This is a genomic window from Pantoea sp. M_9, assembly GCF_008631385.1.
GTDB classification, from domain to species: domain Bacteria; phylum Pseudomonadota; class Gammaproteobacteria; order Enterobacterales; family Enterobacteriaceae; genus Pantoea; species Pantoea eucrina.
In genome coordinates, this window is the sequence record NZ_VWUF01000001.1 from 493037 (window position 1) to 507869 (window position 14833).

At 58.7% G+C, this 14833-nt stretch carries 11 protein-coding genes; 6 read left to right on the forward strand and 5 right to left on the reverse strand.

Annotated features, from left to right (window positions below):
• Positions 1 to 78: 78 nt before the first annotated feature.
• From dgcA to F3I15_RS02320, 5 genes are all read right to left on the reverse strand, one after another.
• Positions 79 to 2142, reverse strand: coding sequence for a dimethylglycine demethylation protein DgcA (dgcA, locus tag F3I15_RS02300; protein ID WP_150016391.1), 2064 nt, complete (start codon positions 2140 to 2142; stop codon positions 79 to 81).
• Positions 2143 to 2233: 91 nt separating this feature from the next.
• Complete coding sequence (locus F3I15_RS02305; protein WP_039385210.1) at positions 2234 to 2761, reverse strand: DUF5943 domain-containing protein; 528 nt, start codon at positions 2759 to 2761, stop codon at positions 2234 to 2236.
• A gap of 37 nt (positions 2762 to 2798) precedes the next feature.
• On the reverse strand, positions 2799 to 3776 hold the full coding sequence (locus F3I15_RS02310; protein ID WP_065648990.1) for a dipeptidase: 978 nt from the start codon (positions 3774 to 3776) through the stop codon (positions 2799 to 2801).
• A 214-nt stretch (positions 3777 to 3990) separates the two neighbouring features.
• Positions 3991 to 5139, reverse strand: a complete 1149-nt coding sequence (locus F3I15_RS02315; RefSeq protein ID WP_150016392.1) for a GlxA family transcriptional regulator — start codon at positions 5137 to 5139, stop codon at positions 3991 to 3993.
• Positions 5140 to 5474: 335 nt separating this feature from the next.
• Complete coding sequence (locus F3I15_RS02320; RefSeq protein ID WP_150016393.1) at positions 5475 to 6851, reverse strand: L-serine ammonia-lyase; 1377 nt, start codon at positions 6849 to 6851, stop codon at positions 5475 to 5477.
• A gap of 308 nt (positions 6852 to 7159) precedes the next feature.
• Between F3I15_RS02320 and glyA the strand changes: the two genes are divergently transcribed.
• The 6 genes from glyA (at position 7160) to purU (ending at position 14686) form a co-directional block, all read left to right on the forward strand.
• A complete protein-coding gene (gene glyA / locus F3I15_RS02325; RefSeq protein WP_150016394.1) occupies positions 7160 to 8425 on the forward strand; it encodes a serine hydroxymethyltransferase in 1266 nt (421 codons plus the stop codon).
• Between the two features lie 85 nt (positions 8426 to 8510).
• The gene (locus tag F3I15_RS02330; RefSeq protein ID WP_039385222.1) at positions 8511 to 9764 is read left to right on the forward strand and encodes a sarcosine oxidase subunit beta family protein; all 1254 of its coding nucleotides are present in this window, start codon (positions 8511 to 8513) and stop codon (positions 9762 to 9764) included.
• Positions 9765 to 9775: 11 nt separating this feature from the next.
• Positions 9776 to 10063, forward strand: a complete 288-nt coding sequence (locus tag F3I15_RS02335; protein ID WP_150016395.1) for a sarcosine oxidase subunit delta — start codon at positions 9776 to 9778, stop codon at positions 10061 to 10063.
• Positions 10064 to 10075: 12 nt separating this feature from the next.
• Positions 10076 to 13096: a sarcosine oxidase subunit alpha gene (locus F3I15_RS02340; RefSeq protein WP_150016396.1), complete on the forward strand. Its 3021-nt coding sequence runs from the start codon at positions 10076 to 10078 to the stop codon at positions 13094 to 13096.
• A complete protein-coding gene (locus F3I15_RS02345) occupies positions 13089 to 13760 on the forward strand; it encodes a sarcosine oxidase subunit gamma (protein WP_150016397.1) in 672 nt (223 codons plus the stop codon). The genes F3I15_RS02340 and F3I15_RS02345 overlap by 8 nt, the downstream gene beginning before the upstream one ends.
• 65 nt (positions 13761 to 13825) lie before the next feature.
• A complete protein-coding gene (gene purU, locus F3I15_RS02350; protein ID WP_150016398.1) occupies positions 13826 to 14686 on the forward strand; it encodes a formyltetrahydrofolate deformylase in 861 nt (286 codons plus the stop codon).
• Positions 14687 to 14833: the final 147 nt, after the last annotated feature.

The window sequence follows — 14833 nt, forward strand, 5'->3', positions numbered from 1 at the left end:
TTTCCAGACAATTTCTGTTAGATGCGGCGTGCGGTACCGCTTCCGGCTACCGCACGCTTTACGTCGGCGACGGCGAAACTACAGGTCCTTGCAGAGACGCAGCGCGTCGTAGATCGCGGCGTGAACATTGCGCTGCGAGACGCAGTCGCCGAGCCGCCACAGGATCATGCCGCTGCCCGCCTGCTCCAGCACCGGCTGTGGCCGGATATCAAACAGCGCCTCCACGTCAATCTGCCCCTTATTGCGCGATTCCGCTTTCAGCGCGTAATAGAGCTCCTCATTGGGACGGGTGCCGTTTTCCACCACAATCTGATCCACCACCCGCTCCTCTTTCTGCCCGGTGTATTCATTTTCCAGCACCGCCACCAGCTTCTCGCCTTCGCGATAGACCTTCTCCAGCGCCAGGTCGGAGGTCATCACCACCGCTTTTTCATACAGGCTGCGGTAGTAGGTCGGAAAGGTGGTGCCGCCAATGCCCACGCCGGGCTTGATATCGCCGGTTACCAGCTCCACCAGCGCACCGCGCGCGGCGAGGAAATCGGAGACGGACATCCCGGAAAATTCACAGATAGAGTCATACACCAGTACGTTTTTGCCGGGCTCCACGACGCCGTTCAGCACGTCCCAGCTGGAGACCACCAGCCCTTCCGCCGCTCCCCACTCCGGGTTCTGCTCCAGGAAGGGTTCCCCGCCGGTAGCCAGGATGCAGACGTCGGGGGTGAGATCGCGGATCATCGCCATATCCGCTGTGGTACTGGTTAGCACCTTCACGCCGAGACGCTCAATCTCCATCGCCAGCCAGCGCGTGATACCGGCCATCTGATCGCGCTGCGGCGCTTTTGCCGCAATCGTAACCTGCCCGCCCAGCTCGCTGGCGCGTTCAAGCAGCGTGACCTTATGCCCGCGCTCTGCCGCCACGCGCGCTGCCTCCAGCCCGCCCGGTCCGCCGCCGATGACCACCACGTTGCGCACCGGCCCTTCGGTTTTGGTGATGATATGCGGCAGGCCCATATATTCGCGCGAGGTGGCCGCGTTCTGAATGCACAGCACATCCAGCCCCATATATTGCCGGTCTATGCAGTAGTTGGCGCCGACGCACTGGCGGATCTGATCGACCTGATTCATTTTGATCTTGGCGATCAGGTGCGGATCGGCAATATGCGCGCGCGTCATCCCGACAAAATCGACGTAGCCCGCTTCGAGGATACGCTGCGCCTGGTTGGGATCTTTAATATTCTGCGCGTGGATCACCGGCACCGTGACCACCTCTTTGATACCCGCCGCCAGGTGCAGAAACGGCTCGGGCGGATAGCTCATATTCGGAATAACGTTCGCCAGCGTGTTATGGGTGTCGCAGCCGGAACCGACCACGCCAAAATAATCGACCATGCCGGTTTTATCGTAGTAGGCGGCGATCTGCCGCATATCTTCATGGCTGAGGCCGTCGGGATGGAACTCATCCCCGGTGATGCGCATGCCGACCACAAAATCGGGGCCGACCGCGTCACGCACTGCTTTCAGCACCTCAATGCCAAAGCGCATTCGCTTTTCAAAACTGCCGCCCCACTCATCGGTGCGCTTATTGACGCGCGGTGACCAGAACTGATCGATCATATGCTGATGCACGGCGGAGAGCTCCACGCCGTCGAGGCCACCCGCTTTGGCGCGCTGCGCCGCTTTGGCGAAGTCGCCGATAACGCGCCAGATCTCCTCTTCCTCAATGGTTTTGCAGGTGGCGCGGTGCACCGGCTCGCGGATGCCGGAGGGTGACATCAGATTGGGCCAGTTCTCGCCATCCCAGCGCGAGCGCCGCCCCATGTGAGAGATCTGGATCATGATCTTGCCGCCGTGCTGGTGCACGGCATCGGCGAGATTCTGAAAGTGCGGAATAATCCGGTCGGTACTCAGGTTAACCGAACTCCACCAGCTCTGGGGACTGTCGATCGATACCACGCTTGAGCCGCCGCAGATACAGAGCCCGCAGCCGCCTTTGGCTTTCTCTTCGTAATAGCGCACATAGCGATCGGTGGTCATCCCGCCGTCAGTGGCATACACCTCGGCGTGGGCGGTGCTGACAATACGGTTGCGGATAGTCAGTTTATTAATTTTTAATGGCTCAAACAGCAGATCAAACTGTGACATAGCTTCACCTTAATTCCGTTCTGATATCCGGCCCGCCAGCCTGCGGCTCAGTTGTTGTGCGGGGTACGCAGCCGGCGCTGCGTACCCGGTCTTATACTGGCGAAACGGTAAAAATGCCGTACTCACATCCCTCTTCGGCCGCGCTCTGCGTCTGCACCGCCCGGGTTTTCACGCTGTAGCCGAGGCTCTGCGCAATCTGATCCATCGCGCCGGCAAACCAGCCGGTGAACATGTAGTCCACCTTGCGGTTGACTTTGCCGTACTGATAGACAAAGGCAGAGTGATCGAGCCGGATACGCGCCGTGCCCTGTTTCAAATCGAGTGCTTCAGTGGAAAAAAATCCCCAGCCGCGCTGTGACAGGCGTTTCATGTAGTGCTCAAATACGGCGTCGCCAGAGAGACCGTGCAGCGCAGCCTCTTTTTCACACCAGTGCCAGGCCGATTTATAGCCCGCTTTGTAGAGGATGGCGGCGTAGCGTTCAGCGCCAATCTCCTCTTCAATGCCCATATGGTTATTCACAAAGAAGTGCCGGGGCACGTACAACATCGGTAACGCATCGGTGGTCCAGACGCCGGTTTCATCATCGACGCTGATTGGCATTTCAGGCGCATGTGCCATGGTTTACCTCGCTTAGTGGTGTGAACAGGCCAGACGATCACTCATGCCAGACATTTGCCAGCAGGTTGAGCCAGTTCTCGCCCATAAATTTGCGCACCTGCTTCTCGGTAAAGCCGTGGCGCAGCAGTGCAGCCGTTAAGTTCGGGAATTCACCCAGCGTGCGAATGCCTTCCGGGTTGATGATTTTGCCGAAGTCGGTGAGCTGGCGGGCGTAGCCTTTGTCGTGCGTCAGCCACTCGAAAAACGCCTGGCCGTGGCCCTGCGTGAAGTCGGTGCCGATGCCGATCTGATCTTCACCCACCAGGTTGAAGATGTAGTCAATCGCTTCCACGTAATCTTCAATCGTGGAGTGGATGCCATTTTTCAGGAACGGGGTAAACATGGTGACGCCCACAAATCCGCCGTGATCCGCTATAAACTTCAGCTCTTCATCAGATTTATTACGCGGGTGATCTTTCAGGCCGGAGGGAAGGCAGTGGGAGTAACAGACCGGTTTTTTCGACGCGAGGATCACCTCTTTTGAGGTCTGCGCACCCACGTGCGAGAGGTCGCACAGCATGCCGACACGGTTCATCTCCGCCACGACCTCATGACCATAACCGGAGAGGCCGCCGTCACGCTCATAGCAGCCGGTGCCGACCAGATTCTGCGTGTTATAGGCCATCTGCACCACGCCGACGCCCAGCTCTTTGAACACCTGAATGTAGCCCAGCTGATCTTCAAACGCGTGCGCATTCTGGAAGCCCATCAGGATGCCGGTTTTGCCTTCATCTTTGGCGCGCCGGATATCGCGGGTGTTGGTCACTTTGGTGACCAGATCGGCGTTCTGCGCGATCAGGTTATTCATTTCCACGATATTATTAACCGTGCCCTGAAATCCCTCCCAGACGGAGACCGTGCAGTTGGCGGCCGTCAGCCCGCCGCGGCGCATATCCTCAAACAGCTCTCTGTCCCATTTCGCAATTACCAGCCCATCGATGACAATCGCAGAATTGTGCAATTCAGTAGCGTTCATATCTTCCTCTCTGGTTTGATTCATAACCGGGTGCGGCCGAATGAAAACAGAATAGGGTTTACGCTGCGGATGAATTGTTCTGAAAACGTCACTTGCCTGACAGCTGGCGCAGCCCCGGAAAGTGAACGGATGGTTTAAACCGATGAGCGGACATAAAAAAGCTGCCCTGAAGGCAGCGTTTTCAGCCGGCGCGGATCACAGGCAACGGGTCGCGTCAGACATCCGTTGAGAGTGCCACTGAGCCAAAGGTTGGCTCAAAGCGTGCCTCATTCAGGATGCGCAGAGAGGCGGATACCGTGCTCTCCTGCTGCCAGTTAGTCAGGCCGGGCATTTCCGCCATAAAGAACTGCGCCAGCGTTTTGCCGCCTCCCTGACTGTGTACGCCCCGCCGCTCTTCACGCGGCGGCACGCCAAGATGTTCGCGATAGCATTTGCTGAAGTGCGGCGTAGAGACAAAGCCGCACGCCAGGGCGATTTCAATAATCGACATGGAGGTCTGCTTCAGCAGCTGGCGGGCGCGGAACAGCCGCAGCTTCAGATAGTAACGTGAAGGCGAGCAGCGCAGGTATTTCTGAAACAGCCGCTCCAGCTGACGGCGCGACAGGCCGACGTAACCTGCCAGCTCATCCAGGTCGATCGCCTCCTCAATGTTGGCCTCCATCAGCGATACCGCCTCCACCAGGCTTGGCTGCGCCGTGCCGAGTACGTGACGCAGCGGGATACGCTGATAGTCTGATTCATTGCGTACGCGATCGCAGATAAACATCTCTGAAATGCCGGCGGTAAGCTGGTGGCCAAAATGGCGCTGGATCATGGTCAGCATCATATCCATCGGCACAGTGCCGCCGCTGCTGGTCATGCGATCGTGCTCAATCACAAATAGCTGGTTGGTGCAGATGACTTTAGGGTACGCCTCCTGCATGGACGCAATACACTCCCAGTGCGCGCTGCAGTGATACCCATCCAGCAGCCCGGCTTCCGCCAGCAGATAGGGTCCGGTACAGATGCCGCCAATCAGAATTTTGCGGCGCGCCATGCTCTGCAGCCAGCTCACCTGACGGCTGGTATAACTGCGGGTAATGTTGACACCCCCGACCACGATCAGCACATCCAGTGCTGCCACGTTAGCCATAGAATGATCGGGCGTAATTGAAATACCATCACTTGCCACAACGGGCGCACCCTCTTCACTGACGGTACACCAGCTATACAGCTCTTTGCCGCTTAGCTGGTTCGCCATGCGTAAAGGTTCAACTGCGGTTGCCAGAGCCATCATGGTGAAATTATTGACCAGTAAAAAGCCTACGCTGCGCTTTTTAATATCAGTAGAGGGACTTTTCAAAATTGCGTCTGTGTCGAACATGTGCGCTGACCTCTATTAGGCTAAACAGAAACATTACCCGGGGGCATCTCCCCCAATCGCTTTCCATCACCTATAGAGTAAGCAACAGACATGCCATTCGTCACCAGGATAGCCCTGCGGAAAATGACACACAGTTAACATAAGCGAAACAAATGTTTGTTCAGCTTCACAGATTTGATCATTGCTGCATGAACCGCCCCCTTTAGCCTCAAAACAGTGCAGACGCTGACCTGTTTTGGTTAAGTCAGCGCATTTTGCACCCTTTTACATCACTGTTCACTGCCTGCCCGCATGGCGATCCGCATAAGCTGCCGTAACCAATTAGTTACACAGCATTAACATTCAATCGCATTGACCGCGAGGCCGCCTTTCGATGTCTCTTTATATTTATCCTGCATATCGCGGCCGGTATCGCGCATGGTACGGATCACTTTATCCAGCGAAATAAAGTGCTGACCATCGCCGCGCAGCGCCATCTGCGCGGCATTGATCGCTTTCATTGCTGCAATCGCGTTGCGTTCAATACAGGGAACCTGCACCAGCCCGCCCACCGGATCGCAGGTCAGGCCAAGATTATGTTCCAGCGCAATTTCCGCCGCGTTCTCAACCTGTTCCGGCGTACCGCCCAGCACGTCCGTAAGGCCAGCCGCCGCCATTGCACAGGCGGAGCCGACCTCGCCCTGACAGCCCACCTCAGCGCCGGAAATAGAAGCATTCTTTTTACACAGCGCGCCGACCGCGGCGGCGGCCAGCAGAAAGTCCACCACATCCTCTTCGCGCGCGCGGGGTTCAAACTGCATGTAGTACATCAGCACGGCCGGGACAATGCCGGCGGCGCCGTTGGTCGGTGCCGTCACCATGCGCCCGCCCGCGGCGTTCTCTTCGTTGACCGCCAGCGCATAGAGATTGATCCAGTCCATGGCGGAGAGCGTCGAGCTGATGACATTCTCCGCTGAGGCGCGGCGCAGGGACTGATAGAGCGCTGGCGCACGGCGGCGCACCTGCAGGCCGCCCGGCAGGATACCTTCCTGAGCCAGCCCGTTAGCGATGCACTGCTGCATCACCTGCCAGATCTGCGCCAGCCCGCTGCGGATCGCCGCTTCGTCACGCCATACCTTTTCATTTTCCAGCATCAGCGCGCTGATACGCAGCCCCTTTTCGCGGCAGTGAGCCAGCAGCTCCGCTCCGCTGTTAAAGTCATAGGGCAGCGTGCACTGCGGCACCAGGTGTGCAGTGGCCGTGGCTTCCTCTTCATCCAGCACAAAGCCGCCGCCGATGGAGTAATAGACCACTGAGAGGCTATCGCCGGTGCGGAAATAGGCGCTCAGCCGCATGGCGTTCGGGTGATAAGCGAGCACGTCGTCCACAAACAGCAGATCCTGATGCCAGTCAAATTCAATGTTTTCCCCCCACGGCAGCGTCACCGAACCGGTTTCGCAGATCGCCTGTACCGTGGCGTCAATGATGTGCGGATCGATGGTATCCGGTGAGGCCCCCATCAGCCCGAGCAGCACCGCTTTGTCGGTGCTGTGGCCGCGTCCGGTTGCGCTCAGCGAACCAAACAGCTCAATTTTGATGCGGCAGAGCGCCTGCCGTCTGGCACTCTGGCCCAGCTGCTCAACAAAGCGCTGCGCCGCGCGCATGGGCCCGACGGTGTGCGAACTGGAGGGGCCAATTCCGACCTTAAATAAATCGAAGACGCTAATACTCATTCTGCTCTCCCGGGCTCACGGCCATGTAGTGTTTACCTGCTGCATTATCGGTGGCGTAAAAAATCGATGGATGCCGGAGAACGACGCATTCCACCGTGAACTCGCCATTTTCCGCCCGGCGTAGCCGCCTTACCCTGCCGCACGGTGGCGGGCAGCGCCCTATGTCGCAAATTGACATAGCCCCGGCGTTACCAAACATCCTGGCCGCAATAGCGCTGGGTATTATCAACCCACACTCAATTCACCGCTGCCCTGAATGGCTCAGTTCCGGAGCAGGCGCCGCGCGATTATCCGGGCAAGGAGAGAGCATGTTTGCGAAGAGCGACACCATTCAGAGCTTTGACAGTGAACTGTGGCAGGCAATAGAGCAGGAAGCGGTGCGTCAGGAAGAGCACATCGAGCTTATCGCCTCAGAAAACTACACCAGCCCGCGTGTTATGCAGGCGCAGGGAACGGTGCTGACCAATAAATATGCGGAGGGCTATCCGGCCAAACGCTACTACGGCGGCTGCGAATATGTCGACATCGTGGAGAAACTGGCGATTGAACGTGCCTGTGCGCTGTTCGGTGCCGATTACGCCAACGTGCAGCCGCACTCCGGCTCGCAGGCTAACGCGGCGGTCTATATGGCGCTGTGCCAGCCGGGTGACACGGTGCTGGGCATGAGCCTGGCGCACGGCGGCCATCTGACGCACGGCGCACACGTCAACTTCTCCGGCAAGATCTATCACGCCGTGCAGTATGGCCTGAATGAAGCAACGGGCGAGATCGACTACGACCAGGTGGAAGCGCTGGCGCTGGAGCATAAGCCAAAAATGATTGTGGCTGGCTTCTCCGCCTACTCACGCGTGGTTGACTGGGCACGCTTTCGCGCTATCGCCGATAAAACGGGCGCGTGGCTGTTTGTCGATATGGCACACGTCGCAGGCCTCGTCGCCGCGGGCATCTATCCTAATCCGCTGCCGTTCGCTGACGTGGTCACCACCACCACGCATAAAACTCTGCGCGGTCCGCGCGGCGGTCTGATCCTGGCGAAAGCCAATCCGGAGCTGGAGAAGAAACTGAATGCCGCCGTATTCCCTGGCGGCCAGGGCGGTCCGCTGATGCATGTTATCGCCGCCAAAGCGGTAGCCTTTAAAGAGGCGATGCAGCCTGACTACGCACACTATCAGCGCCAGGTGGTGAAGAATGCGCAGGCGATGGCGGAGGTCTTTATTGCGCGTCAGTACGATGTGGTCTCGGGCGGTACCGATAACCACCTGTTTCTGCTGAGCCTGATCAAACAGGGCCTGACCGGCAAAGCGGCGGACGCCGCGCTGGGCCGCGCCAATATCACCGTCAACAAAAATGCTGTTCCGGGCGATCCGCAGTCGCCGTTTGTGACTTCCGGCCTGCGCATCGGTGCACCGGTGATCACCACGCGCGGCTTCAGCGAGGAGAACTGCCGCACGCTGGCAGGCTGGATCGCAGACATCCTCGATGTCATGCACAACGAGGAGCAGCTGGAAGCGAAAATTGCGCAGGTGAAACAGCAGGTGCTGTCGCTGTGTGCAGACTTCCCGGTTTACCGCTAAGCCAGAACGCCCCCGGCCTGCCGCGGGGCGCCGTCTTACCCTCTGTCCATTCGCACACGCGGTATCGTTACGGGAGTAGATAAACATGCAACGCTATTCAGGATTTGGCCTGCTCAGACACAGCCTGAGCTTTCATGAGAACTGGCAGAAGGTCTGGCGCAACCCGACACCGCAGAAACGCTATGACGTAATTATTATCGGCGGCGGCGGTCACGGGCTGGCCACCGCTTATTATCTGGCGAAGGAGCACGGCATCACTAATGTGGCGGTGCTGGAAAAGGGCCATCTTGGCGGCGGCAACATCTGCCGCAACACCACCATCGTCCGCTCCAACTACCTGTGGGATGAGTCCGCTGCGCTCTATGAGCACTCCATGAAGCTGTGGGAAGGCCTGTCGCAGGAGCTGAACTACAACCAGATGTTTTCGCAGCGCGGCGTCTACCACACCTGCCATACGCTGCAGGATCTGCGCACCAATGAGCGGCTGGCGAACGCCAACCGCCTGCAGGGCGTTGATAACGAAATGGTCTATGGCGACCAGCTGCAGCGCGAGATCCCGGCACTGGACTGCAGTAAAGATGCGCGTTATCCGGTACTGGGCGCCTCGGTGCAGCGCCGCGGCGGCAACGCCCGCCACGATGCGGTAGCCTGGGGCTATGCCCGCGCCGCCGACAGCCTGGGCGTGGATCTGATCCAGAACTGTGAAGTGATCGATATGGAGATCAGCGACGGCAAGATCACCGGCGTGAAAACCCGCAACCACGGCGTGATCAAAGCCGATCGCGTGGGCTGCGTCACCGCCGGTAACTCCGGCGTGATGGCAAAAATGGCGGGCTTTGAACTGCCGGTTGAGTCGCATCCGCTGCAGGCGCTGGTTTCCGAGCCGATTAAACCCTTTCTCGATACGGTTGTGATGTCCAACCACGTACACGGTTACATGAGCCAGTCTGATAAAGGCGATCTGGTGATTGGCGCCGGCATCGACGGCTGGGTCGGCTATGGCCAGCGCGGATCCTACAGCGTGATTGAGCATACGATCCAGGCGATTGTTGAGCTCTTCCCCTGCACCAGCCGCGTACGCATGAACCGCCAGTGGGGCGGCATTGTTGATACCTGCCCTGACGCCAGCCCTATCCTTTCCGCGACCCCGGTACGCAACCTGTTTTTCAACTGCGGCTGGGGCACCGGCGGCTTTAAAGGCACCCCCGGCTCCGGCAACCTGTTTGCCCACCAGCTGGCACACGGCACGCCGCATCCGATAGCTGAACCTTTTGCCCTCTCCCGCTTTTATACCGGGGCTCTGGTTGATGAACATGGCGCTGCGGGCGTGGCCCACTAAGGATTTTTAGCATGCTGCACATTTACTGTCCTCACTGCGGTGAGTATCGCGAAGAAGAAGAGTTTCATCCGCGCGGTCAGGCGCATATCGCCCGGCCCGCCAGTCCGGATACCTGCAGCGACGAAGAGTGGGGAACCTTTCTCTACTTTCGTAAAAACCCGCGCGGCATGCACAACGAACTCTGGGTGCACAGCGCCGGTTGCCGCAAATTTTTCAACCTGACGCGCGACACGCAGACGTATGAGATCAAACGGGTATATACCCTCGACGAACAGCCTGAAACCGGCGAGCAAGGGTAAGGAGCGCAGAGCATGAGCCAGAAAAATCGCCTGCCGTCCGGCGGCAGAATCAACCGTTCCACCACGCTGAACTTTACCTGGAACGGCCGTCAGTATCAGGGCTACGAAGGCGATACCGTCGCCTCTGCCCTGCTCGCCAACGGTATCGATATTGTCGGACGCAGTTTTAAATACAGCCGCCCGCGCGGCATCGTTGCCGCGGGCGCGGAAGAGCCTAATGCGGTGCTGCAGCTTGGGGCCTCAGAGGCGACGCAGGTGCCCAACGTGCGCGCCACGCAGCAGACGCTCTATGAGGGCCTGGTCTGCTCCGCCACCAACGGCTGGCCCAGCGTGGAGTCCGACCTGATGGGGCTGGTGGGAAATCTCGGCGGTAAAGTGATGCCGCCCGGCTTTTACTACAAAACCTTTATGTATCCGCAGTCAATGTGGCCGACCTACGAGAAATTTATCCGCAAGGCCGCCGGTCTGGGCCGCGCGCCGCGCGAGAAAGATCCTGATATCTACGACGCCATGAATCAGCACTGCGATGTGATGATCGTCGGCGCCGGTCCGGCGGGCCTGATGGCGGCGCTGACCGCCGGCCGCAGCGGCGCACGTGTGATCCTCGCAGATGAGCAGAGCGAACCGGGCGGACATCTGCTCGCCAGCCGCGAACTGATTGAGGGCAAGCCTGCCGCTGACTGGGTGGCTGAGGTGGTGGCCGAGCTGGCCACCATGCCGGAAGTGACGCTGCTGATGCGCGCGACGGTAAACGGCTATCACGACCACAATTTCCTCACCATTAATGAGAACCGCACGGATTACCACGGCGACCGCGCGGCAGCCGGACAGGTACGCCAGCGCATGCACCGGGTGCGGGCGCACTGGGTAGTGCTCGCCACCGGCGCGCAGGAGCGCCCGCTGGTCTTCAGCCATAACGATGTGCCCGGCTGCATGATCGCCTCCGCCATCTCCGTCTATATCAACCGCTACGGCGTGGTGCCCGGCAATCAGCTGGTGCTGATGACCACGAACGACAGCGCCTATCAGACCGCGCTGGACTGGGCCGATGCCGGACGTGAAGTGGTGGCCGTAGTGGATACCCGCGCCGCCACCAAAGGCGAGCTGGCCGCCGCCGTGCGCCGCCGCGGCATTCGGGTGATCAGCGGCAGCGCGGTGATCGACGTGCAGGGCAAAAAGCGCGTCAGCGGCGTTACCATTGCCGCCATCGATAAAAAAGGCGACGCCCTCACCGGTAAGCCCTTTACCCTCTCCTGCGATACCGTCGCCAGCTCCGGTGGCTGGAGCCCGGTGATCCACCTCGCCGGACATACCGGCAGCCGTCCGGTCTGGAACAGTGAAGTGATTGGCTTTCTGCCCGGCCCGACCGCGCAGCAGCAGCTGACGGCAGGCGGCATCAACGGCCGCTACGCGCTTGACAATGTGCTGCAGGAAGGGATCAAAGCGGGTCAGGATGCCGTGCTGAAACTCGGCCTGACGCCGGTTGAGGTCGCCCTGCCCGAGGTGAAAAAGTGGATTGAGCATCCGCCCGCCGCGCTGTTTCATATTCCGCACACTAAACCGATCAGCCGCGCGCCAAAGCAGTTTGTTGATTTTCAGAACGATGTCACGGCGGCCGGCATTGCGCTGGCAACGCGCGAAGGATTTGAGGCGATTGAGCATATCAAACGCTATACGGCGATGGGGTTTGGTACCGATCAGGGAAAGCTCGGCAACATCAACGGTATGGCGATTGCCGCCAAAGTGACGGGCAAAACCATTCCCGAGACCGGGACCACGGTGTTCCGTCCGAACTATACCCCGATCGCTTTTGGCGCTATCGCGGGGCGTAACTGCGGCGAGCTGTTCGATCCCAAACGCTTTACCGCAATGCATAAGTGGCACGTGCAGCAGGGGGCGAAATTCGAGGATGTCGGACAGTGGAAGCGCCCGTGGTACTACCCGCGTCCGGGTGAAACCATGCAGCAGTCGCTGGATCGCGAATGCCGTGCGGTGCGCAGCGGCGTCGGCATCCTCGATGCCTCTACTCTCGGCAAAATTGATATTCAGGGTAAAGATGCGCGTGAATTCATCAGCCGCGTCTATACCAACGCCTGGGCTAAACTCGGCGTCGGCAAGTGCCGCTACGGCCTGATGTGCGGTGAAAGCGGCATGGTGTTTGATGACGGCGTAACCTCCTGTCTCGCGGAGAACCACTTTCTGATGACCACCACCACCGGCGGTGCGGCGCACGTTATGGAGTGGCTGGAACTTTATCATCAGACTGAGTGGCCGGAGCTGGAGGTGTTCTTCACCAGCGTGACCGATCACTGGGCGACCATGACCGTTTCCGGTCCGGAGAGTCGCAACCTGCTGGCGGAACTCTGCAGCGATGTGTCGCTGGATAAAGAGACCTTTAAGTTCATGGACTGGCAGGAAGGCACGGTCGCTGGCGTACCGGCGCGTATTTTCCGCATCTCGTTTACCGGTGAGCTCTCGTTTGAGATCAACGTGCAGGCAAACTACGGGCTTGCGGTCTGGGAGAAGCTGTTTGAGCACGGCGCGAAATATGATCTGACGCCGTACGGCACGGAGACCATGCACATTCTGCGGGCGGAGAAAGGTTTTATTATTGCCGGTCAGGATACGGATGGCTCGGTGACGCCACACGATCTCAATATGGGCTGGTGCGTCGCCGATTCAAAGCCGTTCAGCTATATCGGCAAGCGCGGTATGGCGCGGGCAGACTGCGTGCGCGAGCAGCGTAAACAGCTGGTCGGCCTGAAAACGCGCGATCCACTGGTGGTTCTGCCGGAAGGCGCGCAGGCGGTCGCCAATCCGCAGCAGCCGGTGCCGATGGATCTGCTGGGCCACGTCAGCTCCAGCTACTGGAGCGCCAACCTGAACCGCAGTATCGCGATGGGCTTCATCAAAGGCGGACTGCAGCGTATGGGCGAAACCGTGTTCTATCCGCTGGCAGATGGCCGCGTGGTGGAAGCGGAAATCTGCAGCCCGGTCTTTATCGATCCGAAAGGAGAACGTCAACATGTCTGAAACCCTCTTACCTGAAACCAAACCCGCAGAGGCCGTCAGACAGGTCGCGGTAATGAACCAGATTGCGCCGCAGGTACGTGCTGAATCGCCGCTGCATCATGCCGATCGCGGTAACGTCACTGTCAGCCAGTCGCAGCAGGCGGGCGTTGAACTGCGCGAGCTGGCGCTGCGCGGGCATCTGGTGCTGCGCGGTTCGCAAAACAGCGCGAGCTTTATGCAGGGCTGCCTGACGGTATTAGGCGTGCCGCTGCCCACCGCGCCGCTGACCTCTGCCGAAGATGGCGATATCTCCGTGCGCTGGCTGAGCCCCGATGAGTGGCTGGTGATACTGCCAATGGATCAGCTGTTCCCGGTGGAGAAAGCGCTACGCGCTGAAATTACCGGCCACTTTTCGGTGGTGAACGTCAGCGGCGGACAGACCATTCTGGCGCTCTCCGGTAAACACGCGGTCGATGTGCTGAAAAAGAGTACGGTGCTTGACCTGCATCCGTCACAGTTTCCCGTCGGCAAAGTTGCCGGATCGGTGTTTACGAAGAGCAGCGCGCTGATCCGCCGCACCGGTCCGGAGAGCTGGGAGCTGGTGGTCCGCCGCAGCTTTGCAGAGTACATCTGGCTCTGGCTGCGGGATGCCAGCCGCGAATATGGGCTGAAGATCAGCGCGTAATATCCGGCCGTGCCGGCGCGGCTCTCTCCGCCGGCACGCCTTTCCCTTATTATCAGGAGTCGCCCATGAGCGTGCTGCCCGATTCATGGATTTTTACCGCCAGCTGCCCGAGTAAATTAGGCACGGTGGATGTCGTGACCCGGTTTATGGCGGAATCGGGTCACTATATTAATGAGATTCATTCGTTCGACGACCGCGTCAGCCACCACTTTTTTATTCGCGTCGCTTTCTCGCCAGCCGCGCACTTCAGTACCGATATATTTCGCGATAATTTTACGCCGCGCGTCACCCCGTTTGAGATGCAGTGGCAGCTTACCCCGCCGCAGCATCGCGAACGCGTAGCTATTCTGGTCTCTAAATTTGATCACTGCCTGAACGATCTGTTATTCCGGCATCGCACCGGGCAATTAACTATCGATGTGCCGCTGATTATTTCAAACCACCCCGATCTCTGCTCACTCGCGGAATGGCACGGCATCCCCTGGTACCACCTGCCGGTAAATAATGCGAATCGCGCAGAACAGGAAACGCAGATTCTGGCTCTGCTGGAACAATATAATATCGACCTGGTGGTTCTGGCACGTTACATGCAAGTTCTTTCACCGCGGATGTGTGAAAAGCTCGACGGTAAAGCCATTAATATTCATCACTCTTTGCTACCGGGATTTAAAGGCGCACGTCCTTATCATCAGGCGTGGGAGAAAGGAGTCAAAATGGTCGGTGCCACGGCGCACTACGTTAATAATGATCTGGATGAGGGACCGATTATTACGCAGGGTATTCAGAGTGTGGATCACGCGCTCTATCCCGACGATCTTATCAGCCGCGGACAGGATATTGAACGCGTCACGCTATTTAATGCGGTACGTTATCACGTCGAGAAACGCGTATTTTTAAGCGGCAAGCGCACGGTGGTATTTAGTTAGCCGGTGCAGTATTGAATATAAATGTGCAGCGAATGCACCAGCAGGCTGCACGCTTTTATCTTTTTGCGGAAAACAGGGTAATCAGGGATTGATCACGACATTAAGCGTTAAATAAAACAGAACCTGGCCTGACAGCAGCGCCGGTTT